The 26505-nt window shown below is 41.9% G+C and carries 25 protein-coding genes and 1 pseudogene; 2 read left to right on the top strand and 24 right to left on the bottom strand.

Features of this window, described 5'->3' with window-relative positions:
* Positions 1-149: 149 nt before the first annotated feature.
* Positions 150-844 (bottom strand): annotated as a pseudogene (locus O3644_RS06880) (GNAT family N-acetyltransferase).
* Between the two features lie 333 nt (positions 845-1177).
* Here O3644_RS06880 and O3644_RS06875 point away from each other — a divergent pair.
* The gene (locus O3644_RS06875) at positions 1178-2023 is read left to right on the top strand and encodes a MurR/RpiR family transcriptional regulator (RefSeq protein WP_005591322.1); all 846 of its coding nucleotides are present in this window, start codon (positions 1178-1180) and stop codon (positions 2021-2023) included.
* A gap of 272 nt (positions 2024-2295) precedes the next feature.
* Here the strand turns inward: O3644_RS06875 and O3644_RS06870 are convergent, their stop codons facing one another.
* From O3644_RS06870 to ruvB, 16 genes are all read right to left on the bottom strand, one after another.
* Positions 2296-3180 (bottom strand): ROK family protein, encoded by an 885-nt coding sequence (locus O3644_RS06870; protein ID WP_239192830.1) that lies wholly within the window; start codon positions 3178-3180, stop codon positions 2296-2298.
* 17 nt (positions 3181-3197) lie between these two features.
* Entirely contained in the window at positions 3198-4115 is a 918-nt protein-coding gene (locus tag O3644_RS06865) for a dihydrodipicolinate synthase family protein (RefSeq protein ID WP_005591324.1), read from the bottom strand.
* Between the two features lie 62 nt (positions 4116-4177).
* The gene (locus O3644_RS06860) at positions 4178-5281 is read right to left on the bottom strand and encodes a Gfo/Idh/MocA family protein (RefSeq protein WP_002894435.1); all 1104 of its coding nucleotides are present in this window, start codon (positions 5279-5281) and stop codon (positions 4178-4180) included.
* Between the two features lie 72 nt (positions 5282-5353).
* Positions 5354-6187: a carbohydrate ABC transporter permease gene (locus O3644_RS06855; protein WP_005591325.1), complete on the bottom strand. Its 834-nt coding sequence runs from the start codon at positions 6185-6187 to the stop codon at positions 5354-5356.
* Positions 6187-7071: a carbohydrate ABC transporter permease gene (locus tag O3644_RS06850; RefSeq protein WP_002898777.1), complete on the bottom strand. Its 885-nt coding sequence runs from the start codon at positions 7069-7071 to the stop codon at positions 6187-6189. The genes O3644_RS06855 and O3644_RS06850 overlap by 1 nt, the downstream gene beginning before the upstream one ends.
* A 67-nt stretch (positions 7072-7138) precedes the next feature.
* A complete protein-coding gene (locus O3644_RS06845) occupies positions 7139-8485 on the bottom strand; it encodes an ABC transporter substrate-binding protein (protein WP_005591326.1) in 1347 nt (448 codons plus the stop codon).
* A 17-nt stretch (positions 8486-8502) separates the two neighbouring features.
* Positions 8503-8955, bottom strand: coding sequence for a YhcH/YjgK/YiaL family protein (locus O3644_RS06840; RefSeq protein ID WP_005591327.1), 453 nt, complete (start codon positions 8953-8955; stop codon positions 8503-8505).
* Positions 8956-8978: 23 nt separating this feature from the next.
* Positions 8979-10112 carry an ABC transporter ATP-binding protein gene (locus O3644_RS06835; protein WP_005591328.1) on the bottom strand — a complete coding sequence of 378 codons (1134 nt, stop codon included), beginning with the start codon at positions 10110-10112 and terminating at the stop codon, positions 8979-8981.
* 13 nt (positions 10113-10125) lie between these two features.
* Positions 10126-10824 carry an N-acetylmannosamine-6-phosphate 2-epimerase gene (locus O3644_RS06830; RefSeq protein WP_005591329.1) on the bottom strand — a complete coding sequence of 233 codons (699 nt, stop codon included), beginning with the start codon at positions 10822-10824 and terminating at the stop codon, positions 10126-10128.
* 460 nt (positions 10825-11284) lie between these two features.
* A complete protein-coding gene (locus O3644_RS06825) occupies positions 11285-11389 on the bottom strand; it encodes an acetylxylan esterase (RefSeq protein ID WP_231913452.1) in 105 nt (34 codons plus the stop codon).
* A gap of 165 nt (positions 11390-11554) precedes the next feature.
* On the bottom strand, positions 11555-14209 hold the full coding sequence (adhE, locus tag O3644_RS06820; RefSeq protein ID WP_371595358.1) for a bifunctional acetaldehyde-CoA/alcohol dehydrogenase: 2655 nt from the start codon (positions 14207-14209) through the stop codon (positions 11555-11557).
* A gap of 278 nt (positions 14210-14487) precedes the next feature.
* On the bottom strand, positions 14488-16302 hold the full coding sequence (locus O3644_RS06815; protein WP_048764906.1) for an acyltransferase family protein: 1815 nt from the start codon (positions 16300-16302) through the stop codon (positions 14488-14490).
* Positions 16292-16705: a hypothetical protein gene (locus O3644_RS06810; RefSeq protein ID WP_371595357.1), complete on the bottom strand. Its 414-nt coding sequence runs from the start codon at positions 16703-16705 to the stop codon at positions 16292-16294. Before O3644_RS06810 ends, O3644_RS06815 begins: the two co-directional genes overlap by 11 nt.
* Positions 16706-16708: 3 nt before the next feature.
* Positions 16709-17131, bottom strand: a complete 423-nt coding sequence (locus tag O3644_RS06805) for a low molecular weight protein-tyrosine-phosphatase (protein ID WP_048764911.1) — start codon at positions 17129-17131, stop codon at positions 16709-16711.
* 161 nt (positions 17132-17292) lie between these two features.
* Entirely contained in the window at positions 17293-17868 is a 576-nt protein-coding gene (locus O3644_RS06800; protein ID WP_048764913.1) for a nucleotidyltransferase family protein, read from the bottom strand.
* Positions 17865-18863: a Holliday junction branch migration DNA helicase RuvB gene (gene ruvB, locus O3644_RS06795; protein WP_371595356.1), complete on the bottom strand. Its 999-nt coding sequence runs from the start codon at positions 18861-18863 to the stop codon at positions 17865-17867. The genes O3644_RS06800 and ruvB overlap by 4 nt, the downstream gene beginning before the upstream one ends.
* Positions 18864-19211: 348 nt before the next feature.
* On the opposite strand from ruvB, the gene O3644_RS06790 reads away from it, so the two are divergent.
* Positions 19212-19475, top strand: coding sequence for a YiaA/YiaB family inner membrane protein (locus tag O3644_RS06790; RefSeq protein WP_179856134.1), 264 nt, complete (start codon positions 19212-19214; stop codon positions 19473-19475).
* Between the two features lie 100 nt (positions 19476-19575).
* On the opposite strand, the gene O3644_RS06785 is transcribed toward O3644_RS06790, so the two are convergent.
* The 7 genes from O3644_RS06785 to O3644_RS06755 form a co-directional block, all read right to left on the bottom strand.
* A complete protein-coding gene (locus O3644_RS06785) occupies positions 19576-20613 on the bottom strand; it encodes an aldose epimerase family protein (RefSeq protein ID WP_371595355.1) in 1038 nt (345 codons plus the stop codon).
* A 105-nt stretch (positions 20614-20718) separates the two neighbouring features.
* Positions 20719-21882 (bottom strand): SIS domain-containing protein, encoded by a 1164-nt coding sequence (locus O3644_RS06780; protein WP_371595354.1) that lies wholly within the window; start codon positions 21880-21882, stop codon positions 20719-20721.
* Positions 21883-21990: 108 nt separating this feature from the next.
* Positions 21991-22395 carry a PTS sugar transporter subunit IIA gene (locus O3644_RS06775; RefSeq protein ID WP_223368363.1) on the bottom strand — a complete coding sequence of 135 codons (405 nt, stop codon included), beginning with the start codon at positions 22393-22395 and terminating at the stop codon, positions 21991-21993.
* Between the two features lie 11 nt (positions 22396-22406).
* Entirely contained in the window at positions 22407-23225 is an 819-nt protein-coding gene (locus O3644_RS06770) for a PTS system mannose/fructose/sorbose family transporter subunit IID (protein ID WP_048763130.1), read from the bottom strand.
* A complete protein-coding gene (locus O3644_RS06765) occupies positions 23212-24126 on the bottom strand; it encodes a PTS mannose/fructose/sorbose/N-acetylgalactosamine transporter subunit IIC (RefSeq protein WP_045498332.1) in 915 nt (304 codons plus the stop codon). The genes O3644_RS06770 and O3644_RS06765 overlap by 14 nt, the downstream gene beginning before the upstream one ends.
* 26 nt (positions 24127-24152) lie before the next feature.
* Positions 24153-24629, bottom strand: coding sequence for a PTS system mannose/fructose/N-acetylgalactosamine-transporter subunit IIB (locus tag O3644_RS06760; RefSeq protein ID WP_045498334.1), 477 nt, complete (start codon positions 24627-24629; stop codon positions 24153-24155).
* The gene (locus tag O3644_RS06755; protein WP_048763134.1) at positions 24626-26413 is read right to left on the bottom strand and encodes a beta-galactosidase family protein; all 1788 of its coding nucleotides are present in this window, start codon (positions 26411-26413) and stop codon (positions 24626-24628) included. The genes O3644_RS06760 and O3644_RS06755 overlap by 4 nt, the downstream gene beginning before the upstream one ends.
* Positions 26414-26505 lie beyond the last annotated feature (92 nt).

The raw sequence follows: 26505 nt of genomic DNA, 5'->3' as shown, positions 1-26505 counted from the left end.
CTTTGGATGTCAAGCAAGACGCAGTGGTTGAGTGGGCTCTACTACGCTGATTTCATCAGCTTTTACAGCCCTACTCAACTGTGCGGAGGTGGGACGACGAAATCGAATTCTAACGAATTACCGATTTCTGGCCCACTCTCAATCAAATGTCAAAACTCAGACAAGGCTTTTATTTGCTGTCCCTTTTCATCGAAATTGTCTGGACTCAGCCATTTCTCCAAACGACGCTTAATGGCAGGCCAATCGCTGTCAATCATGGAGAGCCAATCAGTGTCTCGGTTGCGCCCCTTATAGACGACCGCCTGACGGAAAGTGCCTTCATAGGTAAAACCAAGCCGCTCTGCCGCTCGCCTTGAGGGCTGATTGAGTGCATCGCATTTCCATTCGTAGCGGCGATACTCCAGCTCTTCAAAGACATAGCGTGCCAGTAAGTACTGAGCTTCAGTAGCCAGTCTAGTTTGCTTCAAATTGAGCGAATAGGTCACAGCTCCTACTTCAATCACACGATTGCCTCGGTCAATCCTCATTAAAGCGAAGGTTCCCAGCGCCTTGCCACTCTCCTTGTCCACAATGGCATAGTGGAAACGATCCTGAGCTGCCAGCATCCGATCCAGCAAGCTATCCCACTCCTCCTGACTCTGAGCAGCATTTTGGAAGAGATAAGTCCACATGTCAGCAGGTGAATCCGGACCATATACTTCGTACAAATCCGCTTCATGCTTGTCCTTGGACAACCGCTCAATGATAACATACTGACCTTCTATTCGCTCCAGCTTGGGCAGATCTCCCGGCTTAAAGTCCGGCAGAGATCCCCAATAGGCTGGCCTAGTTCATTGATTCGCATAAAAAACCTCACAATATAGCTTTACTGATTTTCAAAATAAGAATTGGAAGCTGTAAGTGACAGTAGCTCCTATCTTCCTTGCTTCAAATCCAAACTTGGAACATTACTTGTGTAAATTATATCACTTTTTCTTTCATTCGACGCAAACTTTAGGAAATACCTCTTCAGAAAAAGGCGGTCATAATATCTAAAAATATTGAGATTACAGTCTGCTCGTACTTTAATGGAAAGCCAGATCTGACAATTATTGGTTTTGTAAACGCTTTATTTTCTCTAAACTATGTTATAATGAAAATACGTTTTTATTATTTTGACCAAAGAAAGTGACCCATCATGAGACATCAGCAAAATATCTTGGCCATCATCGAAAGCTGTTACGACATTATGACCGATGTCGAAAAACAGATTGCCGACTATTTTTTGACTCCGACAGAGATAGAAGGTGATCTGTCCTCCCTTGAAGTAGCGCAAACCTTGCACATCTCACAGGCGGCCTTGACCCGTTTTGCTAAAAAATGTGGCTTTAAGGGCTATCGGGAGTTCAACTTCCAATATCTCCAACAGCTGAAAATCAGCAAAACGGAGCATACAAATCTGAAAAATGATTCGTCCCGCCAGGTGCTACGCAACTATATTCAAATTCGGCAACAAACCGAGGACTTGATTGACGAAAAAAGATTGGAGCGTGTAGCCCAGCTGATTGAAAAAGCGGATCGTGTCTATTTTTTTGGCACGGGAAGCTCGGGGCTCGTCGCTCGCGATATGAAACTGCGCTTCATGCGCTTAGGAGTTATTTGTGAAGCTCTGACAGATGCGGATGGCTTTGCTTGGACAACGAGCATTTTAGACAAAAACTGCCTAGTTATCGGCTTTTCTCTTTCAGGTCAAACCCCATCCATTATTGACAGCCTGATTGATGCTAAGGGCATGGGAGCCAAGACCGTGCTAATCACTGGCCAGCCTGATTTGATTAAAGAAGACTTTTCAGAAATCATCCCAGTTGCAATGCAAAGTAAACCTCAGTTCATCCAACGAATCTCAGCTCAGTTCCCAATGCTGCTGATGATCGATATACTTTATGCCTTTTTCCTAGAGATTGACCGAGAGAGAAAGGAAAAAATCTTCAATAGTTACTGGGAAAACCACAAACTTAACGGTTACTACCGTAGACATCAATAAAAGGCTAGGACACAAATCCTGGCCTTATTTTTAACTCCTTGATGGGTTACTGATTGCTCAACCTCAAAGGGCTGATACTTCTTAAAAGTCTTGGGCAACCTTTTAAATCTACTTCTAAAGACAAGTGAGCAAAGTTAAATTTTTGAAAATTTAGTTCTATCCACCGAATTTTTCCTGTCATTTCAACTTCTTCTAAAATACTATCTGTCCATCTACAGAAGCAGTTTTTCTAGAAGCAAGAAACCTGAGGTCACTCCCCAGGTTTGCTTAGATTACTGATGTTTATTTTTAAAGTGGTAGTAGGCCCCAAACATGCCCGCCGTATTTTGGTGATAGGCAAAGGCTAGTTTGGTCTTCTCAGCTATACTCGGCACCAGAGCATCCTTGAGAGCCGCTTGGATCCGCGGTCGGAGAATGGCCTCTTGTCCCATGATACCACCGCCCAAGATGACGATTTCCGGATTGACAACATAGCAGATATTGGCAATTCCTTGACCCAGATAGCCAACCATGCGGTCAATTCCTTTGATACAGAAGGTATTGCCCTCGGTCGCTTCTTTGAAAATCCTTCGACCATTCCAGAGAGAGGGATCTTCTCCGTGCAAGTCAGCAACATATTGAACCAAGGCTGTGGTCGAAGCTACATCCTGAAAGGCTCCGTCCGGCAGGTGCAGATAGCCTACTTCGCAGGCTGAGTTGCTAAAGCCGTGAAAAACTTGCCCATCCGCTACTAGACAGCCACCAATCCCTGTCCCAATCGTCAGACAGACCGCAATTTTTGCTCCCTTACCATGGCCAGACATGACCTCAGCCAGACCGGCACAATTGACATCATTCTCAATCTCGCAAGGAATGGAAAACTCCTCCTCCAAGACCTTCTTAAATTGCGTCCCAGCATAGTTAGGAATCTGAGGGCCAGCGTAAAAGATTTCTCCCTTGTCTGGATCGACCATACCAGCTGAGGAGATACAAATCCCCTCAATCGAGCCAGCCTGCGCATAGTCTGCAACTATCTTTTGAACCTTACGCATAATCTCTGGACCACCCTTATGGGCTTCCGTAGGTATTTCATGGGCTTCTACTAGCGTTTCTTGGTCGTCTATCAGGCCGTATTTGATATTGGTACCGCCAATATCAATCGTAACATAATTTCCCATAAGCATCCTTCTTTCTTTTAGAGGAAGCGCTCCTTAGTTTCTTGGATCAAGGCCGCTGCTGCTTCTACGACTGGACGGTCTGCTTCTACGACTGGTGTCAAAGGAGCACGGACAGAGCCGATAGCCAGTCCTTCGTTGAGCTTGAGAACTTCTTTGATAACAGCATACATATTGCCGTGAGCACTGGTTAGCTTGCCGATAATGTCGTTAATGGCAAACTGCAGTTCTTTGGCTCTTTCCAGTTCCTTGTCTGCAATCAGTTGATTCAGTTTAAGGAAGAGTTCTGGCATAGCCCCATAGGTACCACCAATTCCAGCTGCTGCACCCATAAGACGACCGCCCAAGAACTGCTCATCTGGACCGTTAAAGACCAAATGGTCACTGCCGCCAAGTGCTGCAAAAGTCTGGATATCCTGAACGGGCATAGAGGAATTTTTTACCCCAATCACGCGCTCATTCTTGAGCATTTCCTTATAAAGACTCGGAGTCAGCGCTGCACCAGCCAATTGCGGAATATTATAAATCACAAAATCAGTATGTGGGGCAGCCGCACTGATATCATTCCAGTACTGAGCGACAGAGTATTCTGGCAGACGGAAATAAATCGGCGGAATAGCCGCAATGGCATCAACTCCTAGAGCTTCCGCATGTTTTGCCAACTCGATACTGTCCTTAGTATTGTTGCAGGCTACGTGAGCAATGATGGTCAGTTTGCCCTTAGCAACTTTCATTACTTCTTCCAAAATTACTTTTCTGTCGGCCACGCTCTGGTAGATACACTCGCCTGACGAGCCGTTGACATAGAGACCTTGCACGCCCTTGTCGATGAAATACTCCACCAAAGCGCGAGTCCGCTCCGGGCTGATTTCACCCTCCTCGTCATAACAAGCATAAAAAGCTGGGATGACACCTTCATATTTTTTTAAATCTGACATAGTTTTCTCCTAATTTTTTAGAAATGAGAGGGACGAAAATCATTGTTTCATCCCCACATCTTTTATTTTACAATTTCCGATAATTTAACTTTACGATCTTCAAACATAGACTGAGTACATGCATCTGCTGTTGCAATAGCCTCCAGAGCTGCTTCTCCTGTTAATAATTTTTTGAATTCTTCTGTTACCGGTGCTCCCTGCATGATTTCATGAAGGTAACGCATTTCCTTGTCAATAACAGATGATAACCACAATGGGGTACGTTTACCAGGTTTTCCGTAAGCAATGGCTCCATCCATTTCGGTACTATGGTAAATACGAGTACGATCATCATCTTCTTCCTGTGACTCATGGATTAGGAAGTAACTTTCTTGGCCATCTAATTTGAGAGTTCCTTTACAGTTGAACAAGTCCAGACGAATCGCTCCTTTTGTCCCTTGAATCAAGACATAGTGTTCACCCCATCGATAAGCAGAGCCCCATTCTAGCAAAGCAAAACGCTTGTTTGAAAATTCCATATTGACAAAAATCATGTCATCTTCGTCACCAAAATTTTCTCCCTCATGAGCTACATTGCCACCAGTCATTGTAACAGTTTCAGGCATCCCACCCATAAGAAATTGAACACAGTCCAATTCATGGATATGGTGATATAAGTGACCACCAGATTTTTCGCGGATTTTCTTCCAAGATACTGATGGTTGTTGCTCCTCCCATCCATTACGAGCCGTATGACAATATAGAACGTCCCCAATCACACCTTGATTGATTAATTCTTTAGCATGATGAACACCATTAAAGAAGTTCATGATATGCCCCGCCATAAAGGTCACATTATTTTCTTTACAAGCATCTACCATTTCGCGACAATCCTCATAGGAAAGAGCAATTGGTTTTTCACAAAAAACATTTTTTCCATGCTGAGCTGCTTTGATAACCGGCTCTTTATGAAGATTATTTGGAGAAGCTACAATAACACAGTCAACTTCATCGCTAGCCACTAATTCATCTATCGAAGCTGCCACTTTCGCTCCTAACTCTTCAGCTACTGCTTCCGCATTTTCTGGATCATAAACAATCGTAATCTCTGCACCATCATTTTTTTGCATATAACGAGCCAATTCAGCTCCAAAATATCCTGTTCCTACGACGCCATATTTAACCATTTTTATTCTCCTGTTGTTTAATACAATATCCTATTTTTAACTTATATATTGACTAATGTTGTTTCGAAATGTCTATTTTACAGACCCTTCTGAAAGACCACTTGCAATCTTATTTTGAATGATTGAGAAGAAGATAATAGAAGGCAATACAACAATCACAGATGCCGCCATCATATCTCCCCAGTCTAGCACCTCTGACCCATTCAATGAACGAAGTGCTACTGCAACGGTCATTTTACTTGTATCGTTAATCAGTATCAATGCATATAAGAATTCATTCCACGCATTAATAAAGGTATAAATCGCTGTTGCAACAATTCCCGGAGCAACGATTGGTAATACCACTTTATAAAAAGTAACAAACTTATTTGCTCCATCGATACGGGCTGCCTCTTCAATCCCAATCGGAACCGTTTGGAAGAAGCCAACCAGCAGCCATACCGCATAAGGTACACTAAATGACAAATAAATGATGATAAGGCCAATGATGCTATTTCCCAAACCTGCTTTTGCAATTGCAATAGAATAAGGTATTGCTAGCAAAATAGGTGGGAAAATATAAGTTGTTACCAAAAGCCGTGACATTATTGATCCTAGCTTAGGGAAGAAACGAACAATACCATAAGCAGCCATGGAAGAAATAATCGTTGCAATAACTGTTGTGGACAAAGAAATTACTAAACTATTTCGGATATTATCAACGAAATGCAAATCATTAATAACATGTGTAAAGTAGTCTAGCGTAAAAGTCTGAGGCCAGAAGCGAGTTGGGAATTGTGTCAACTCCCCTTTTCCTTTAATCGAAGATATAATAATCCATACAAGCGGGAAGATTGCAACAATTGTTGCAATTATCAAAACCAAATGAGCTCCGATATCTAAGTAGAAGTTTGATTTTTTCTTCATTATTTTCTACCCTCCTTTTCCCATTTACTAATTACAGAGAAGTAAATGAAGCAAACTGTCAATAGGAAGATAAAGAGCAATACTGTGACTGCTGAAGCTCGTCCTAATAACTTCGTTCCCCAACCTAAGTTGTAAGCGAAAATCGGCAAGGTCATAGTCGCATTAGATGGACCACCACCAGTAATGAGGTAGATAATATCAAAATTATTAAAGATCCAAACCGTTCTCAGTACAACTAGCAGTCCTACAACGACCTTAATATGCGGAAAAGTAATATGTCTGAATACTTGCCAACTTGTCGCACCATCAATTTTAGCCGCCTCAAACTGCTCCTGGGGAACTGTTTGAAGTGCAGATAAAACATTAACCATAATCATTGGAGCTCCAAACCAGATATTGATAAACACCAAGCAAATAAAGGCCCACGTGCTGTCAGTCAGAAAAGCTGGGGCATGCTCCATTAAACCAAGCTTAACAATGATATTTGGCAGATACCCATAGACACCATTTAGAATCCATTGCCATGAAAAAGCAATAACAATTGTAGGAAAGGCCCACGGTACAATTAACAATGTCCGATAAAGTTTTTTAAATCGTCGCACTCTATGCAAAGCAAGAGCCAGAACAAATCCAATGATAACTTGTCCAGCTAAGGAAAGGACAGTCCATTTAATTGAATTAAAAAATGCACTAAAAAAGTTAGGGTCTGACAATACTGCTTTATAATTATCCAAACCAACAAAACGATAGTTGGGCATAATTAAATTCTTATTGGTAAAGCTATAAAAAATGCTTGAAAAAAATGGATAAACAAAGAGTAATCCTACGATAATCACTGCTGGTAGTACAAATATCCAACGCGTCAAATTACGATCTCTGACCATCTCTTACCCCTTTCTTTAAAATAAGAGGCTATAGCGCTACTGCACCATAGCCCTAATAATCTAGGTATTATTTCACATCAACTGCAACCGTTTCAAATAAATCGTTTAATTGCTTTTCAGCATCTTTTGCTGCAGCCATGGGGTCTTTCCCATTTGTGATAATATCTTGGAACATTTGTTCAATAATGTGTTGGTTTGTCAACATACCAGCCTCAACACTTGGGCCGTTTTCATAACCAATAGCAGTACCTTTTTGAACAGCCTCATTGATTACTTGTTCTGCATGTTGGAATTTTTGGCGTTTTTCATTATTCTTATAAGATGGTAAATCAGAAATACCGCTAATCGTTGGTAACATGCCAACTGGTGTAGAATCTAAGAAACCAACATAGTTATCTTGTTCATATAGATATTCTAAAAATGCTTTTGCAACTTTTGGATGCTTAGAATTTTTCCATACAACCATTGGAACATTTGAAGTTTCAATTCCTTGATCTTTATCGGATGCTTTGACCTTCGGAATAGGATAGGCATCAATTGATTCTAATAATTGTGGACTGTTCGCTTCAACCCCTCCAATGTGGAAACCTGAGTTAAAGTCAAATGCTGTCTTACCTTGGTAGAATAGGGTAGCTTGTTGTAACACATTATAATTGAGTGAATCTTTAGGAGAAACTTCCTTGTACATTTTCACCCAGTATTTGATTCCTTCTTGAGCCAAATCGCTAGTTAAATCAACCTTCTTATCCTTTGTTAATAGGCTTCCTCCTGCACTACGAACATAGAAATTCAGGAAACGAGTAGCCATAAAGTCATTCGTACCAAGCGGCACTGACATACCATAAACTCCATCAGCTGTTAATTTCTTAGATGCCTCATAAAGTTCATCCCAAGTTTTAGGTACTTCAATATTGTGTTGTTTTAATAAATCTGTTCGTACCCACATCACTTGCGCATGGGAATAAAGAGGAACAGAATAGTAATCACTGCCAATTTTTGCTTCATTCAGAGCTGTTTTATTGAAACGATCTTTTCCAATTTTGTCAATTGTATCATTCAATGGAACAATAGCATCTGAGTTAATCATTTCCATTACTTGGTTCGGCAAAGCTGTACTGACATCAGGTACGTTTCCGTTAGCAAGGCCTGTTGTCCATTTGGTGTAAAAGTCATTCCAAGAAAAAGTTTCAATTTTAATCTTAACTTTTGGATGCTTCTTCATAAATTCATCTGCAGATTTCTGGATACTTTCTAAACGAGGTCCCTGTGTAAATGAGTGCCACATAACGATTTCCCCAGATAATTCACCTGAATCGTTTCCTTTACTATTTTCCCCACTTGGAGAACAACCACTGATTATCAGTGCGATAAGTCCTGTTAGAAGAACGAATAAAAATTTCTTTAGATTTTTCATAGTTTACCTCTTCCTATTTAAGAAATAGCTACTTTAAATACTACTTTTTTTAATGGTAGATCATTTACACGAACCTTTGGCTGATGCAAATCCTCAGGGAATGTTATTAAACATTCTCCAGATTTCAAATGAATAAGCTGCTCCACTTTTCCTTCATATAACTCAATATCATTTTCCTTATTATAAGGTTGACTAACTGTTGTGCTTTTAACAGAAGAAACTGCCATATCTTCTGTATTTTCTAACACCAGATGGATATCAAGATATTTCCTATGAGTTTCAAAGAAATCTCCTGGTTGACCATCTGCTACATAACTAAAACAATTGCCAAATAATTTATCACCTTCAATATCTATCTTCCCTTCTGGAAGACTTCCCAAATCAACTGTTTTTAAAAAATTTATTAATCTTTCAAAATATGGATTTACTCCTACATAAGTTGACAGATTATTAATTTCCGTTACAATCATAATTAAAATTTCCTTATAAAATTTTATTTAATACGTGAACCGTTCTCTAATTCAAAGAAGTGTGCTTTTGCAATATTGAATACCAAGTCTATTTTCTGCCCTGCTTCATGGTAATTATGAGCAGCAACACGTGCAGAAAATTCCTGAACTCCTATTTTACAATAAAGGATAGAATCGCTTCCTAAAAGTTCAGAAACTATAATCTCTGCTTCAACAACAGAATCTGGGAAAGCATCAGCAGCTATCAACTCAGCCGAGATATCCTCTGGTCGAATGCCCAGTATCACTTTCTTTCCTTGATAGCCTTTTTCTTCTAAGATTTTACGCTGACCGTCTGGAAGTCCAACAGCAAAGCCTTGTCCATCTGTAAGCTGATTGCCCTCTAAGTTCACTTCAAAGAAATTCATGGCTGGACTGCCGATAAAACCTGCCACAAATTTATTAGCTGGTTCGTTATAAAGTTCCTGAGGCGTACCGATTTGCTCGATTCGACCGATAGTACCTGTTCCTGCTTCGTTCTTAGTAGCTGACATGATAACGATGCGGTCAGCCAAGGTCATGGCCTCTGTCTGGTCGTGGGTCACATAGATAGTCGTCGCTCCGATACGGCGGTGAATTTTTGCGATTTCTGCCCGCATGGACACGCGCAGTTTGGCATCCAAGTTAGACAAGGGTTCATCCATAAGGAAGACTTTGGCATCACGGACAATTGCCCGCCCCATAGCTACCCGCTGGCGCTGACCACCAGATAAGTCGGCCGGTTTACGATCCAGCAGCTCTTTCAGCCCAAGGATTTCTGCCGCTTCCTGAACTCTTTTGTCAATATCAGCCTTGTCATACTTGCGAAGCTTGAGTCCGAATGCCATATTGTCATAAACAGTCATGTGAGGATAAAGAGCGTAATTTTGGAAAACCATGGCGATATCCCGATCTTTAGGAGCAATGTCATTGACAAGATTTTGATCAATATAGAGCTCCCCTTCTGTGATATCCTCAAGTCCTGCAATCATCCGCAAGGTTGTTGATTTCCCGCAACCGGAAGGTCCTACAAAAACGATAAACTCCTTATCCTTAATATCCAAATCAAAATTTTCAACAGAGTAAAAATCACTATTAGGATATTTTTTATATAGTTTATTTAGTGTTAAGGTTGTCATTCATCTACCTCACTTATTTTAATCCTGCAACAAAGCGCTCTGTAATTTCTTTAGGACGAGTAATGGCTCCTCCGACAACGATGCCCCTCACACCAAAATCATGTATCTGCTTGGCTTGACTCGGATAGTGAATCTTTCCTTCGGCGATGACATCAAAGCCTGCTTGGCACAAGCGTCGAATGAGCTCAATGTCTGGTCCGTCAACCTTGGGACTGTAAGAAGTGTAGCCCGATAAGGTAGTGCCGACAAAGTCTACACCAGCTTCTACAGCAGCAGCAGCTTCCTCATAGGTGCTGATATCTGCCATCAATAGCTGATGAGGATACTTGGCCTTGACCTGCTTGATGAAATCCGCAATTGTCAAGCCGTCATGGCGTTCCCGCTTGGTACAGTCCAGAGCAATGACTTCAATATCCAGAGCAGCCAACTCATCTACTTCCCGCATGGTAGCCGTGATAAAAGGCTCTTGTGGCGGATAGTCGCGTTTGATAATTCCGATGATGGGCAGAGAAGTTACTTCCTTGATCTCCCGAATATCGCGAACGCTATTAGCTCGGATACCGACAGCACCGCCCTGCTCAGCAGCCTTGACCAAGAGAGGAATCACTCCTCCAGCTTCCGTATAAAGCGGTTCCTGGGGCAAGGCTTGACAAGAAACAATGATGCCGTCTTTAATCTTGGCTATCAAGTCATCTTTTAAAATCTGTGACATGAATATACAATCTCCTTTCGTAAGACGTCGGTCTGATCAGATAGTCTAACAACTACCTAGGACCTCAGGTGGAGCAGAGAAGAAGGCCGCAAACAAATATTTTTACTTCCTTATCCTAGACTCCATTTTTTAACTCGAGTATTTCATAATGTTATTATAAATAATTTTTAAAGCGCTTTCAATATTGTTTGAGATTTAGATTTTAGTTTCTGAATTTTCCAGAAAAACAAAAATTCCTGAAAGTACTTTTAGGAATCCATTTTGTAGAAAAGTAAATGAAAGAGCAAGCAAACTTCTAAAAAAGATTCTCATTTCTATACTCCCTCAGGCAAGTAAAAAAGGCTAGGCCTTTGCCTAGCCCTAAAGGGGGGACGAATATTATTTCTCGGATTTAAAGTCCGAAATGAGTGAAAGTCTTTTTATTTTGGTTCCGCAGAGCCAGTTAAAGATAGGATTGCTATCATAGCTTCATGCCTATACTTAGGCAAAAGATAATACACTTCTCTCCAGCCAAGCGGTTGTAAATAACAAACTGTGTGATAGCATAGCAAATATCATTCTCCATCTTAACTGTACAGCTAATACGGTGAACTAAATTTCTTTCGCTAATATAAAGTAAGTGCTACATCAACTACTCTTCTATTTTACGAAAAGTATTATGGAATTTGAAATATTGAAAGATCTCTTCGTACAACCTGAATCCCTCACTAAGTGAGGGATTCATTTTATATTATTTACGACGTCCTGGACGTTCTGCATAACCATAGTATGCATCTGCCATGATTTCTTCCATGTCAGCTACCATTGGCAAGCGTGGGTTAGCTGGTGAACATTGGTCTTCATAAGCTAGAAGAGCGATTTCATGCAAGCTGTCTTTCCAAGCTTTTTCATCGATTCCTTGGTCTTTGAAGTTCATCTTGATACCTACTGCAAGACCAAGTTCGTAAACTGCTTTGGCATAAGCTTCAACAGCTTCTTCTGGAGTTGAGTGAGGCAAGCCAAGCATCTTAGCGATATCTTGGAATTTCTCATCAGCTTTCCAGTAGTTGTACTTAGGCCATGTAGTTGTCTTAGATGGACGAGTTCCGTTGTAACGGATAACATATGGAAGCAAGATTGCGTTTGTACGTCCGTGAACAGTGTGGTGAACACCACCGATCTTGTGGGCCATTGAGTGGCTCATACCAAGGAAGGCATTGGCGAAGGCCATACCAGCCATTGTAGACGCATTATGCATTTTTTCACGTGCTTCTGGATCAGCTGTCTTAACAGATTTTTCCAACCATTCAAAGACAAGCTTGATTGTTTGAAGCGCAATACCGTCTGTGTAGTCGTTAGCAAAGTTTGAAGTGTAGGCTTCAGTGGCGTGAGTCAAGACGTCCATACCTGTATCAGCAGCGATAAAGTCTGGAACTGATTCAACCAAAGCAGGGTCAACAATCGCAATAGTTGGTGTCAATGAGTAGTCAGCCAATGGATATTTGCGGTTGTTTTTCTTATCAGAGATAACGGCAAATGGTGTTACTTCTGAACCTGTACCAGATGTTGTTGGAATCCCAATGTATTTCGCTTTCTTACCAAGTGATGGGAAGCGGAAGGCACGTTTACGGATATCCATGAATTTTTGAACCAAGTCACGGAAGTCGATTTCTGGTTGCTCGTAGAAGAGCCACATTACTTTGGCCGCGTCCATTGGGGAACCACCACCAAGAGCGATGATTGTATCTGGTTCAAATGCTTTCATCACTTCAGCACCACGTTCTACAGTTGTGATGTCTGGATCTGGTTCAACATCTGAGAAGACTTGGATCGTTACACGGTTGCTACGGGCGTTCAATTGATCGATCACACGTTGAACAAAGCCAAGTTTTTCGATAGATTTGTCAGTAACGATCATAACGCGTTCAATATCTTCACATGTTTGAAGGTATTGGATAGAATTGCGCTCGAAGTAAATTTTTGAAGGAACTTTAAACCATTGCATATTATTTCTACGTTTCCCTACTTTCTTGATGTTTAGGAGGTTAATAGCGCTCACGTTATCGCCAACTGAGTTGCGTCCGTATGAACCACATCCAAGTGTCAAGGATGGAATAAAGGCATTATATACGTCCCCGATACCACCGAAAGTAGATGGAGAGTTCCAGATAATCCGCATCGCTTTGATTTCAGTACCAAAGCGTTTAGCCAATTCTTCGTCTTTTGTATGGATAGCTGCTGAGTGACCAAGTCCGTTAAATTCAACCATTTGACGAGCTTTTTTAAGACCGTCTTCTCTATCTTCAGCTTTCAAGACAGCGATAACTGGTGAAAGTTTTTCGCGAGTCAATGGCTCATTTGGACCTACTTCAGCACATTCTGCAGCCAAAATGTTTGTACCTTCTGGTACTTTAAAGCCTGCTTGTTCAGCAATCCATGTAGCTGGTTTACCTACAATATCTGCATTGAGCTTAGCACCCGCACAGTTTTTGCTGTTTGCTTTAGCGCCAAAGCAGAATTCTTCAAGAAGGGCTTTTTCTTTCTTGTTTACAAAGTAAGTGTGGTATGACTTGAATTCTTCTACAAATTCGTCATAAACTTCCTTGTCAATGATCACTGCTTGCTCAGATGCGCAGACCATACCATTGTCAAATGATTTAGACATCACGATATCATGAGCGGCTTGGCGAAGGTCAGCAGATTTTTCAATGTAAGCTGGTACGTTTCCGGCACCTACCCCAAGAGCTGGTTTTCCACAAGAGTAGGCAGCCTTAACCATGGCATTACCACCTGTTGCAAGGATGGTTGCAATACCATCGTGGTTCATCAAAGCTGCTGTTGCTTCCATAGATGGCTTTGTAATCCATTGCACACAGTTTTCTGGTGCGCCAGCTGCAATAGCTGCATCACGAACGATTTGCGCTGCGTGAGCAGATGATTCTTGAGCAGATGGGTGGAAGGCAAAAACGATTGGATTACGTGTCTTCAAGGCAATCAATGCTTTAAAAATTGCTGTTGATGTTGGGTTCGTCGTTGGAGTGATACCACAAATAACTCCGACAGGCTCCGCAATTTTTGTCAATCCAGTAACAGGATCATCTTCGATAACACCAACAGTCTTCACACCACGCATGTTGTTGACAACGTGTTCACAGGCAAAGAGGTTTTTCGTTGCCTTGTCTTCAAATACACCACGACCAGTTTCTTCAACCGCATGTTGAGCAAGGATCCCGTGTGCATCAAGAGCTGCAACTGAAGCTTTTGCTACGATATAATCTACTTGCTCTTGGTTCAGTTTTCTCATTTCTTCAAGAGCTAGGAGACCTTTTTGCACAAGCTCGTCAACATGTTTTTCAGCCGCTAGCACTTTATCTTCTTGTTCAACAGTTTTCTTCTTATCAGCCATTATAGTCCTCCAATGGTTTCTGCCAAAAGGTTAGATGAAGATTTTAACCTTTGTTAATTATTTCACAATATAATTATACTCTATTCCTACAAATTTGTAAACACTTTCAACAAAAGTTCACAAACTTTTTATGGATTATTTTTTAAACACTGATATTTCAGGCTTTTTTACTAAATTCTATATCTATTCTCAAAAATTTCACATACTTTTCTCTAAAAATATGTTAGCGCTTTCTTTTTTTATTATAAAATGAGCTCGGCTAAATAACCGAGCTAGTTTTATGGCTTAACACTGCCACTTGAAGCGGCAGCCAAGGCTTCTTTCAACATGTTAGAGTAGAGTTTACCTCCCTCTGCCATTGACTCTGAATCTGCCCCATAATGAACATAGTCTGTTCCAATCCAAATCTGCGGATTATTAATCGCGACCTGATACCAGTCTGCTACATATACAAAATCGTATTTCTTAGCAAGTTCAAGTTCGTATTGGCGCATCTTAACAGGAATACTACTTGGATCATTGGCTGTCCGGCCATCATATGGCGTGACTAAAATTAAGCGATGGCCTTTTGGCAAGAGCTCGATATACTGATCCAGCAATTCTTCATAATTGTCAACCGGATTGGTTCCCAATGCCAAGACGACGTTTTGAAGCAGTGTTTGGTTAGCAATATCGTTCTTGAAAAATTCCAGACCAGACACTAAATTACGACTAACAACTGCATCGACTTGAGCGTCAGGTATAGCCTCTTGGATCCATTCAGCAGAGCGCAAGGTGACCGAATCACCGATAACAGTCGTTCCCTCTGCCACGTTATAATTTGTGGCAGTTTTTTGGTCTGCGTGCTTACGGGTTGTCTGCATTTTCGTATCGGATTGGTTCAAAGAATTGACAATCAGGCTTTCCTCAAAGGCACCCACAGACGGAGCTGTAACTGTGATAATAAGCAAGATAAATGTCAGCGGAATGAAACTGTAGAAAATCGGCTTGGTGATGGAACTTACATTCATCTCCTTGCCAAAAATCCGAGGCTTCCGTCCAGCTAAAGTCGGCTCTAAAATATAGAAGGATAGAGCCGCGAAACCAAAACTCAAGATTGTAGTCAAAAGCACAGCCCAACCATTGCCCATCAACTGACTAAAGATTATGTAAAAAGGCCAATGGAAGAGGTAAACACCATAGCTAGTATCTGCAATAAAGTTGAGAGGACTAGGCTCCTTAATATTTGGCAATTTATCGTGCAAGATGCGGGTTGCTGCTATCATGACACAAGCCAGAAGCGTTGAAATCAAGAAACCAAATAAATAAGTCCACAAGCTGTCAAATTTCAAAATAAAGCTGAGCAAAAGAAGAAGAACAAAACTGCCAGCTAAAGCGATCAAGACTTGCTTGATTTCGACCTTTTCTTCCAGTTTCTTCATCTGAACGCCCACATTTCCGACTCCAGAGAAAGTCGCTAGCACTGTCCCAGCAAAGAAAGGAAAGACATGGGTCAAACTTGAGAAATAAATATTGGAGTAATTCTTGCTGAAAAAGGCTCCGATAAACATAGCCAAGAAACTGAACAGAAACAGAGCAGCTGAAGTCAGAGAAATCAGCCCCCGATATTGAGCAACTGACTTGCTAATCTTGCTAATGCCCCAAGCAGCCAAGCCCCAGAGGATATAGTAATGCACTTCCAGTGCTAAACTCCAAGTGTGAATCAGCAAATGCGGCACAAACTGGCTTTCATAACTGCCGCCCGACATCATTTCATAAAAATTGGTCACAAAACCAAGAGCAGCTGAAATCTGCGTCCCGATACCTGCTACAAAATCCTGACGGATCAATAAAGTAAAGGGCATGATGATCAAAATCATAAAAACGAGCGGAGGAACGATACGATAAAAGCGCCGTTTTAGAAAGCCCATAATATCAATCGTCCGACTTCTTGTAAACTCATCAATCAATAATGAAGTAATCAAAAATCCTGAAAAAGTGAAAAAGATATCTACTCCAATAAAACCTCCAGGAAAAACTCCCTGAAAGTAATGATAGAGTAACACCAAGACCAGTCCAGTAATCCGAACCAGTGAAAACCATCTAATGCGCATTTTGATAAATTCCTTGCTTGAACGTTCCTTCATAGACAACATTACTTTCTGTCGTCAGTTTGCCTTTACCATTGGCTTGACCGTTGGCAAATTCACCTTCATATTTCCAACCAGCCTTCGATGTAAAAGTACCCTTACCATCAAAATTACCATTTTTGAAATGCCCTTTATAGCTATCCCCATTTTTAAAAGTCAGGGTACCTTCGCCGTTCATCTTTCCGTGAACTAGACTGCCTTCATATTTTATCTTACCTTGATCCAGCGTCAGCACACCCTTACCAGGGATATTAGAGGTAAACACTAAAATTGCTGACAAGGCAATCACAGTCACAGCTAAGATTTCTAGATTCTGACGGGTCAGATAGATTTTATATTTATCGTAAAATTCTTTTATTTTATCCATTTTTCATCCATTTAAGCGTTCTAGCCACTTGTGGCAACCAGCCAAAACCAGTTCATAAGTTTCATCGAAATCACCTGTGTACCAAGGATCCGGCACACCGAGATCAGCAAACTGGTAGATTTTATCCTGAAAATCCACTGGCGCCATTTTCTTCAAATCTAGAATATTAGCTTCATCCATGCCGATGATATAGTCAAATTCTGCAAAATCTTGCGGGGAAATCTGCTGAGAACTTTTTCTCTTATCATAAGAAATCGCATGTTTCTTAAAAATAGCCTGAGTCCCCTGATGTATAGGGTTGCCATGTTCCCAACTAGATGTCGCTCGACTCTCAATATGTAGGTCATCGGTCAGACTTTTCATAACAAACTCTGCCATCGGACTACGGCAGATATTTCCTAAACAAACAAATACAATTTTCTTCATAAATCTATTATACCAGAATAAAAAGAAAACTGTGGAGCTTTCTTGATTATTCTGTGACAGCGGAAGCAGGCTCTGAAAAACCGCTAATTATACCGACTTACATAAAAGTGCAGATCATTGAGGCGGTGGCCCACTCAATCTAGCTTGCACCAGATTCAACTTTACTTTTCTTCAGAAAGATATTCAAAACTTAATTGTGGCCATTTAGCCTGCCAGTTTTTCTTGCGGATTCTTTGCCTATAAAGCTTCTTTCGATCCGCATCCGCTAAAAAATGCGGTGTTGGTCGCACCTGAAATGCTCGAATATCTGCCAAGCCATAGGGTGCAAAAAGCTCTAGCTTATCATTTTCCAGCAATCGAAGACCGATAGCTGTGCAGCACTCAGGATACTTGCTCATGGCATCTTTCGAGCTAGTATAGGGCTGGGTGTTGGGACTATGAATGTGCATATAGACTTGATTTTTCAGTTCCCAAGAATAAGCGGGAAAAGCTTTTCTCAGCTCCATCTCCAGCTGCAAAGTTTTCTCATAAGATACAGTTGGATCAAAGAATATAACATCCACATCCGTTTCGGCATCAAAACCCGGCTTGCCAGACAAGATATTCCAGATAAAATTTCTGACACTGCCTGCAGCCAGCCAAGAATCTTTCAATTCTAGGCTGCGGATAATCTCCAAAATCGCTCGGATATCCTGATCCTGACTCAGCCTCTCTAAAATCTCTTGATCGGTCATCATTCCTTCATATACTCATATCCTAGATGCTCATAGGCTTTGCGAGTCGCCACGCGCCCAGTCCGAGTCCGCATGACAAAGCCTTTCTGAATCAGGTAAGGCTCATACATGTCCTCTACTGTTTCGCGCTCCTCAGCAATATTGACTGAAAGTGTCCCCAGTCCGACTGGACCACCACCATAAACTTCAATCATGGTTCGTAGGATCTTCTGATCCACATAGTCCAGCCCTTCTCGGTCCACGTCCAGCATGGAGAGAGCTTGGTCGGTTATCTTATCATCAATCAGGCCATTGCCCATAATCTGCGCATAGTCCCTCACCCGCTTGAGCAAACGGTTGGCAATCCGAGGCGTGCCTCGGCTACGCAGAGCCAGCTCCTTCGCAGCCTCATGGGTAATATCCATCTCAAAAATCTCTGCCGTTCGCTCGACAATTTCTGTCAGGTCGCCAGCTTCATAATACTCCATGTGACCAGTAATCCCAAAGCGAGCCCGCAGAGGATTGGACAGCATACCCGCCCGAGTGGTCGCCCCAATTAACGTGAAAGGTGGTAATTCCAGATGGACGCTGCGACTGGTTTCGCCAGTCCCAATCATAATGTCAATGTAAAAGTCCTCCATGGCGCTGTACAGCACTTCCTCTACCGCCATAGGCAAACGGTGAATCTCATCGATAAAGAGGACATCACCTGGCTCCAAATCATTGAGAATGGCTACCAAATCACCAGCCTTTTCAATGACTGGACCAGAAGTCTGCTTGATATTCACACCGAGTTCGTTGGCGATGACGAAGGCCATGGTCGTCTTTCCCAGACCCGGAGGGCCAAAAAGCAAGGCATGATCCAGTGCCTCATCCCGCAATTTAGCCGCTTCGATAAAAATCTTCAGCTGATCCTTGACCTTATCCTGACCGATATATTCTCGTAAATACTGAGGACGGAGGGTACGTTCTACCAGCTCCTCATCCCCCATTAATTCATTATCTAAAATTCTACTCATAGGACTATTATAGCAAAAAATAGGGCAGAGGAAGTAATCCAACCCGCTTCTAAATATAAAAAAAGCCACCGAATTTGGTGGCTCTTATGGGAGATTATTATGAAAAAGTTTTAGGATTTCTATCAAATAAAGTTAGGAGGTCTTCATTTGATGGTATTAGTATAACTTTCTTATCTTAAAGTTTACTTAAATAAACCATATTTTTAAAAAATAAAATACTTTTAAACATCTTACTAAGATGATACAAACTAATATGAATTGTTCAGTCTGATTAAAATAGCCTCTATTTCATTGACTGTCTCAAAAACTCATGATACAATGAAAAAAATCGAAAAGGAGATTTTAGATATGAACAACCTTAAAAAGAAAACTTATCGGAATACACCAGCCTTTATGTTTATGGCTTGGGGCTCATTCGCCTTCTTTGTGACTCTTGTTCTCGTCGGCCTCTATACTTTGAAGGAGCCTTTGATGGTTAAAGGATACTATCTCATGGGTTCTGTCGGATTGATTTCTTCTTCATTCACTCTTGCCAAGGTCATCCGTGACAACCAAGAAGACGAAGAACGTTACAATCAATTTTTCCAACCACAAGACTTAGACAACCAATAAAATAAATAGTAAAAACGGCAGAGGGGGAATCTGCCGTTTTCTTGTATCTGAGGCTAGTATCGCCATGTTAGATACATTTCAAATGAAGCAAGTTTAGTATTTATTTCACTACTGCGAAATAAACGGTGGTGCTGGTGAAAATATGGCCTGCCTTGAGAATGACCTGATCCTTCAAGTCACTATGAATCGCATCAGGCAAGGCTTGTGCCTCCAACGCCAGACCATTATGCTGAATCATTGGCTGTCCATTGATGACAACTGACTCATCGACAAAATTTGCCGAATAAGTCACGACACAAGGAGCATCCGTACGGAAAGTCAGATAGCGTCCTGAGGCCGCATCATAAAGACATCCTGCCTCTTCCTGCTCTTTATCCAGAGCAAAGGGATGATCCAGCCCTGACACGACCTGAATTTGCTCGTCTTGGTCAGCAAAAATTTCTTTCAGCGTCAGACCTGTTTGTAGACCTTTGACAAAGCCACGATTTTCATCCACTTCTTTTGCTGGCACGCCGTCAGGAGCAATCGGATACACCCCTTTGGTATGCAGCTTGAGGACATGCTGATCAATCGGCTGACTAAAATCACCTGACAGATTAAAATAGCTGTGGTTGGTCGGATTGACCAGACTATCTTGGTCTGTCTGAACTTGATAGGAAATCTCAATCTCCCCTTTTTCCGATAAGGAATAGGAAATCCAGATTTTCAAATTTCCTGGGAATCCACCTGTTCCATCTGGGCGCTCTGTGTAAAATGTAACGCCCTCGTTTGTGACGTGCTCTGTCTGGAAAATCACGCCATCCCAGCCAGTAGATCCACTGTGGTTGCAATTCTGGCCATTATTGACTTCCAGCTGGTAGGACTGCCCATTCAGCTCAAAGCGAGCCTTGGCAATCCGCCCTGCAACTGGTCCCACGCTGGCACCATGCTTGGGACTGTTACCAACATAATCATCAAAGCACTCAAAACCTAGAATGATATTGGCAAAATCACCATTTTTATCCGGCGTCCGATATTCTAAAATCGTTGCGCCATAGTTCATGACCCTGAGGCGATAGCCTAGATTATTTTCAAAGGTGTAGGCTAGGACATCCTGTCCTTCAAAAGTACCAAAAATAGATTCTTGATAAGATTTCATATAATCTCCCTCTGTCTCGCTTTAAAAGGCATCCTTTTTATCTGAAAGTCCTTTTAATAACTAGCTTTCCCATGATTAATGTTTGACTTTTTCATATTTAGCTTTCTACTGCTGGAAAGGGTGGATGATAACTCCCTGAACGACCCGATTGACCGTTCCTGTCGGAGACGGTGTATCTGGTCGATTTTTCACTTTCAAAGAAGTCAAGAGAGAGAAGAGCTGAGCATAGACGATGTATGGGAAGGCTCGATAGCTATCTTCCAAGATGTCACTTTCAAGAACCACTTGCTCAACATTTTCCAAGTCTTCTCTACGCTCTGTAAAGAAGACCACCTTGCGAGCAATCTGATCTCCTGCCACTTCACGCACCAAATCCAAGTCGTAACGTTTAGTATATGCATCCCTTGAGCCAAATACCAGCACAAGCGTCTCTTCGTTGATCAGAGATTTTGGTCCATGACGGAAGCCGACTGGGCTTTCATACATGGTTGCAACCTTCCCAGCGGTCAACTCCAAAATTTTCAGCTGTGCTTCGTGCGCTAGACCAAAGAATGGCCCTGCTCCGAGATAAATGACACGGTTAAAGTCTAATTCTGTCAAAGCTTGGACATCAGCCACATCTGCCAAAACCTTTTGACTCAAGGCAATCAACTCAGCTACTTTTGCTTCTTTTTGAGCCAAATCTGCTGGATCAAAAACCATAAGAGCTGTCAACATCATAGAGGTGAAGCTAGAAGTCATGGCAAAGCCAGCATCATTTGATGGAGCTGGTTGCAATAAGAGGAGATTCCGCTCATCGCCATGCGCCTGCTGAGCTAGTTTCCCTTCTGCAGCACAGGTAATGGTCACTTGATAAAGCTCATCAACCAACTGCTTAGCTAAGTCCACTGTCGCAACACTTTCTGGCGAATTGCCACTGCGGGCAAAAGATACGAGAACCGTTGGAATATCCTTGTGCAGATGCACCTCAGGACCAGCCACAATATCGGTCGTCGCAACCGAATTAAAATTCCATTTGCGCTCATCATAAAGCTTTCTGAAATATGGCAATAGCGTATCGCCTACATAAGCCGAAGTTCCCGCACCTGTAAAGATAACTTTTATATAATCATGCTTTTCTTCGATACCTTTTAGAAAAGCAGCGACTTGGTCAGCTTGATCCTTATAATGATTAAAAGCTGTCTGCCAAACATCTGGCTGTTGGTAGATTTCACGCGTGGTGATTTCCGCGCCTAATTCAACTAGTTTCTCTTTTGAATAATCTAGCATGGTAGTCCTTTCAAAATAAACATTGATATATTAGTTATTTACTTTTATAAAGAGGGAATGGGAAAATTCCCCACTCCCCTTCATTTCTTTTTTCCTTGCAAAACAGTCCTACTCATCCTCATCATCTGATAAGCCTGCTAAGATATCATTAACCTTAACGATATTTTCGACTGCATTTTTCGGATAGTCAACATCAGCTCCTGTCAGAGAAGCATTGAGAAACTCAATCACCATCGGCAAATTCATGCCGGCGTACAAGGCAATATCCTTACCTTCTAAAATAAGGCGGCTGACTACATTACATGGTGTGCCTCCCAAGAGATCTGCAAAGACAATATAGTCATCAAAATCCTTGACTGTGTCTAAGAACTTAGCTGTGAAATCATCTGGTCCCTCCTCTGGTAACAAGGCAACGGCATGAATATCCGCTTGAGGTCCCATAATCATCTCAGTGGTTGTTTTCAGCTCTTCACAAAAGCGACCATGACTAATCAAAATTAATTGTTTGCTCATAATTTACACCATTATGCCATTCCAAAGAAGAAGTGACCAAACGCTGAGAAAGCAATCGCTGCAAGAATGATGAGCAAGATAGCTTTTGTAGAGTTCATACCCTTACGTCCAAGCAACCAGAAGATTGCACCTGTAATCATTGCTGGTACCAAACGTGGGAAGATGAGGTTAAGCATGTCTTGAATTTCAATTGCTTTGTCCCCGATGTGTGGAGCCCATGAAACTTCAACACCAATCATGCTGGCAATCAAGGCACCAACCATGAAGACACCAAGTACAGATGCAGCATCAATCAAAGCTGTCAAAGTACTTTGCATGTTGTTGATGAGGTTAACCCCTTCTTTGTAGGCAAATTCCAATTGTTTCCAACGGAAAATGTCGTAAGCAACTGCTACAGCGATCCATAGGAAGATACCGGCTGGGTTTCCTGCAACAGCCAAAGTTGCTGCGATTGAACCCATAATAGCTGGTACCAATGATCCAAAGATTGAGTCTCCAAGAGGAGCGAATGGTCCCATGAGACCTGTCTTGATACCATTGACCGCATCTTTTGATTTCACACCATCTTTTTCTTCCAAAGCAAGGTCAAAACCAGTGATAATGGTGTGGAAGAATGGTGAAGTATTGAAGAATTGCGTATGCAATTTCATCATTTCTTTCAGTTCAGGTGTTCCGTCTCCATACATTTTGCGCAATTGTGGCAAAATCATGTAAAGGTAACCAGAAGCCTGCATACGCTCATAGTTCCAACCCAATTGGAAGGTAAACAAGCTACGTTTGTTAATTTGTTTAAAATCTTCTTTTGTTAGTTTGTAATTAGAATTCGTCATCTTCAATTTCCCCGCTTTCTGATTCAGTTACTGGAGCAGCTACGACTGTACGTTGGCTGTTTTTGAAGTGTTGTACCGCAAGGAAGACACCGATGATGGCGATACCAATCATAGATACACTCTTGAAGTTGTTAACAAAAGTAATAGCTTGTTCTTTTGGAAGTTTAGAGAACACTTCAGAACCAACAATGCTAGAGACTGCAGCACCAAGGCTTTGAACATTACTGTAAAGCACTGTCAACATAGCTGTCAAGCCAAATCCAAGTGCCAAATAGTGAAGGTTGCGTTTCACTGGAAGATAACGAAGCAAGATTGCAAATCCAAGACCTGGAAGCATTTGACCTGCAAGTTTCAAACCGTTTGCCAACCATTGTACATTACCGAGACCTGTAACAACAGTTTCTACAAAAGCTCCACCAAAGGCAAGGGCAAAGAAGACTGGGAGGGCACGAGAAAGAGCCCAAGGAATCGCACCAAGGAGATAGTTGCGTTCGATGCCTTTGTAATCAAAGCGTTCAATCGCAGCATCCACACGGTGAGCGAAGTAAGTTGTAGTCATACGACCAAGAATATCAAAGTATGTCAACAAAGTTGCTACCGGCACAGCGATTGTAGCAATAGCAAGCTCTGGATCAAGCCCTTGTGCTACTGAGAAGGCAGTTGCAAGAACCGCACCAGAGGTAGCATCAATACGAGAAGCACCACCGAAGGTACCAACACCGAGTACTACCAATTGAAGGTTGGCACCAATCAATAAACCTGTAGGTAAATCTCCCATGATGAGACCTGTGATAAATCCAGCAAATACAGGTGAACCTGCTGAAGAAACGATCGTCAACTCATCACAGATTTGATAAGCTGAGTACAGAGTGAGTAGTAAAATTTGCCACCATTGTATCATGACAATGACCTCCTAAAAATTTTTCCTTATTTTAACAAATTCATAAAATCCGCAACCGGATCATTTGGAACCATCTGAGCTGTCAGCTTCACTCCTTTTTCATGCAGCTTGTGGAAAGCTTCCACATCCGCATCAACCACATTGATAGAGCGAGTGATGGGGCGAGTTTCGTCTGACTGAGACATATTGCCGACATTCAATGTTTCCAGTGGAACTCCAGCTTCTACCAAACGAAGGAAACGGTCTGGTTTACGAGCAACGATAAAGAGTCGTTGTGAGTCATACTTACCAGCCAAGATGTTTTCTGCTGCTTTAGCGATTGGCAAAATACTGAGCTTCACTCCTGGCGGCGTTGCCAACTTGAGTCCGCTCTTTTCGATAGCATTTTCAGCTACCTCATCGTCAATCACCATAATGCGTGAAATGTTGAGCTTGGTAGTCCAGAGATTGGCTACCTGTCCATGGATCAAGCGTCCATCGATACGTGCACCTACTATTGTCATAAATTTTCCCCCTTTATTGTTTTAAATGTAGGTTGGTTAACTAAGTTAATGGATTCTTCATATTTCCCTTCCGTTTCAAAAATAATGATTCGGTTATGTCCTTCTTTCAGAAGGCTATGCGGAATATAAAGCGATAAGGTTGGTCCAACATTCCAGAAACGGCCGATGTTGACGCCATTTACAAAGGCAAGGCCCTTTCCAAAACCGGACAAGTCTAAATAAGTATCCTTAAGCGCTTTCATTTCGAAGTCAAAAGCGTAGAAAGCTGGTTGCTCTGGCTGCCATCCTTTTGAAAAATCGATGTTTTCTGTATTTCCAAAGGAAAGTGGATACTGTTGCCAATTTAGCAAGAAGTGCAAATCCTTGCAAACGCCCGTCCGAATCCCTTTTCGTTGGGTATCTGCCAAGAACTTATGTCCGTAATTGACCCGCCCCATGTTTTCCATCAGAATGTCAATACAGTGGGTGGCTTTCTTTTCCCCAGCAACAAAGATATCTTGACCAATTTCTGCTTGATACTGTGTCTCAATAAGCTTGCCGTCCACAAAAAGCTGCATCCGGTCTCGCCCATCAATCACCCGAATCTTTTCCTCATCCGCATCCCAGCTGGCTTTGGTACGGTAAAGCAAGTAACCATAGCTCTGCCCCAAATCCTCCATTTTGACAGGATAGAGACTCTCCACTGGCTGAGCCAAATCAGCTAATGTCTCAAACAAACTCACCTTCTCACTCAGAGCAATGTCTCTCAGTTCAAAAGATTCTTTTGTGAGCGGTTTCATTTGTGGGTACTCAGGATAGCAGGTCTCCATCATTTTTTGCACTGCAAAATATTTCGGAGTTGGATTTCCCTGTTCATCGAGCAGGGCATCGTAATCATACGAAGTCACCTGTGGTAAATCCGTCACACCTCTGGCCGAGCAGCCATTCATGAAGCCAAAATTGGTACCACCATGAAACATATAGAGGTTGATAGAGCCTTGTTTTAGAACCTCATGGACAGCTTGAGCCAACTCCTCAGGATCCCTTTTGATAATTGGCTCTTTCCAACGATTGAACCAACCATCCCAAAACTCCATACACATGAGCGGCCATTTTTTGCCATGCTCATCAAAGAATTCCTGCATCTGGGCAAAATTATAATCTGCCTTGGAGCCGAAATTTCCTGTAACAAATAAATCTTCCTCAATCAGCGTACCGGCTTTTAGCGTTGCCCGCCAAGGACCATCCGATGTAAAGAGCGGACAATCAAGGCCTCGGTCCAACATCATCTGCCGAATCGCTCTCAGGTAGTCTTTATCCTCCCCATAAGAGCCATATTCATTTTCCACTTGCATCATGAGGATATTCCCACCCTTGTCCAAGAGCCTTGGAACCAAGCGAGGAAGCAACTCATCATAGTAGTCTGCAACAGCCTGAAGATAGGAAGCATCAGAAGAACGAATTCTCATATCCTCAGTCAAAAGCCAGGCTGGCATGCCGCCAAATTCCCACTCCGCACAGATAAAGGGCGAAGGGCGAACGATGGCATACAAGCCTAAATCTTGAGCAATCTGAAGAAACTTCTCAATATCTAAAATCCCTTGAAAGTCAAACTGGCCTTTCTTTGGCTCGTGCATGTTCCAAGGAACATAGGTCTCAACTGTATTGAAGCCTAGGGCTTTGAGATTATAGAGCGAGTGATACCAGTCTTCCGGCTGAATCCGGAAATAGTGAATCGCCCCCGACAAAATCTTAAACTCCTGACCATCCAAGTAGAAAGAAGAGCCTATTTCAAATCTCTTCATCTCCCCATTCCTCCTAGATTTAAAACGCTTTCATTTCTTATTAATATTAATATAATAAACTTTTGCATAAATGTCAACATTTTTTTTGAAAA

It is taken from the genome of Streptococcus sp. 27098_8_113, from assembly GCF_041432545.1.
Taxonomy (GTDB): domain Bacteria; phylum Bacillota; class Bacilli; order Lactobacillales; family Streptococcaceae; genus Streptococcus.
Note: the sequence above shows the minus strand (reverse complement) of the source record. Positions and strands in the feature narration are given on the sequence as shown.

What these genes read in the sequence shown, in the direction of transcription:
- O3644_RS06875 (WP_005591322.1), top strand. Translation starts at nt 1,178, where the DNA reads ATGAGACATCAGCAAAATATCTTGGCCATCATCGAAAGCTGTTACGAC.
- O3644_RS06810 (WP_371595357.1), bottom strand. Translation starts at nt 16,705, where the DNA reads ATGGATAAAATAAAAGAATTTTACGATAAATATAAAATCTATCTGACC.
- O3644_RS06790 (WP_179856134.1), top strand. Translation starts at nt 19,212, where the DNA reads ATGAACAACCTTAAAAAGAAAACTTATCGGAATACACCAGCCTTTATG.
- O3644_RS06785 (WP_371595355.1), bottom strand. Translation starts at nt 20,613, where the DNA reads ATGAAATCTTATCAAGAATCTATTTTTGGTACTTTTGAAGGACAGGAT.
- O3644_RS06835 (WP_005591328.1), bottom strand. Translation starts at nt 10,112, where the DNA reads ATGACAACCTTAACACTAAATAAACTATATAAAAAATATCCTAATAGT.
- O3644_RS06800 (WP_048764913.1), bottom strand. Translation starts at nt 17,868, where the DNA reads ATGATGACCGATCAAGAGATTTTAGAGAGGCTGAGTCAGGATCAGGAT.
- O3644_RS06780 (WP_371595354.1), bottom strand. Translation starts at nt 21,882, where the DNA reads ATGCTAGATTATTCAAAAGAGAAACTAGTTGAATTAGGCGCGGAAATC.
- O3644_RS06865 (WP_005591324.1), bottom strand. Translation starts at nt 4,115, where the DNA reads ATGTCAGATTTAAAAAAATATGAAGGTGTCATCCCAGCTTTTTATGCT.
- O3644_RS06870 (WP_239192830.1), bottom strand. Translation starts at nt 3,180, where the DNA reads ATGGGAAATTATGTTACGATTGATATTGGCGGTACCAATATCAAATAC.
- adhE (WP_371595358.1), bottom strand. Translation starts at nt 14,209, where the DNA reads ATGGCTGATAAGAAGAAAACTGTTGAACAAGAAGATAAAGTGCTAGCG.
- O3644_RS06825 (WP_231913452.1), bottom strand. Translation starts at nt 11,389, where the DNA reads ATGGAGAATGATATTTGCTATGCTATCACACAGTTTGTTATTTACAAC.
- O3644_RS06850 (WP_002898777.1), bottom strand. Translation starts at nt 7,071, where the DNA reads ATGGTCAGAGATCGTAATTTGACGCGTTGGATATTTGTACTACCAGCA.
- O3644_RS06755 (WP_048763134.1), bottom strand. Translation starts at nt 26,413, where the DNA reads ATGAAGAGATTTGAAATAGGCTCTTCTTTCTACTTGGATGGTCAGGAG.
- O3644_RS06805 (WP_048764911.1), bottom strand. Translation starts at nt 17,131, where the DNA reads ATGAAGAAAATTGTATTTGTTTGTTTAGGAAATATCTGCCGTAGTCCG.
- O3644_RS06765 (WP_045498332.1), bottom strand. Translation starts at nt 24,126, where the DNA reads ATGATACAATGGTGGCAAATTTTACTACTCACTCTGTACTCAGCTTAT.
- O3644_RS06775 (WP_223368363.1), bottom strand. Translation starts at nt 22,395, where the DNA reads ATGAGCAAACAATTAATTTTGATTAGTCATGGTCGCTTTTGTGAAGAG.
- O3644_RS06830 (WP_005591329.1), bottom strand. Translation starts at nt 10,824, where the DNA reads ATGTCACAGATTTTAAAAGATGACTTGATAGCCAAGATTAAAGACGGC.
- O3644_RS06845 (WP_005591326.1), bottom strand. Translation starts at nt 8,485, where the DNA reads ATGAAAAATCTAAAGAAATTTTTATTCGTTCTTCTAACAGGACTTATC.
- O3644_RS06815 (WP_048764906.1), bottom strand. Translation starts at nt 16,302, where the DNA reads ATGCGCATTAGATGGTTTTCACTGGTTCGGATTACTGGACTGGTCTTG.
- O3644_RS06770 (WP_048763130.1), bottom strand. Translation starts at nt 23,225, where the DNA reads ATGACGAATTCTAATTACAAACTAACAAAAGAAGATTTTAAACAAATT.
- O3644_RS06840 (WP_005591327.1), bottom strand. Translation starts at nt 8,955, where the DNA reads ATGATTGTAACGGAAATTAATAATCTGTCAACTTATGTAGGAGTAAAT.
- ruvB (WP_371595356.1), bottom strand. Translation starts at nt 18,863, where the DNA reads ATGAGTAGAATTTTAGATAATGAATTAATGGGGGATGAGGAGCTGGTA.
- O3644_RS06855 (WP_005591325.1), bottom strand. Translation starts at nt 6,187, where the DNA reads ATGAAGAAAAAATCAAACTTCTACTTAGATATCGGAGCTCATTTGGTT.
- O3644_RS06860 (WP_002894435.1), bottom strand. Translation starts at nt 5,281, where the DNA reads ATGGTTAAATATGGCGTCGTAGGAACAGGATATTTTGGAGCTGAATTG.
- O3644_RS06760 (WP_045498334.1), bottom strand. Translation starts at nt 24,629, where the DNA reads ATGACAATAGTAGGTGCACGTATCGATGGACGCTTGATCCATGGACAG.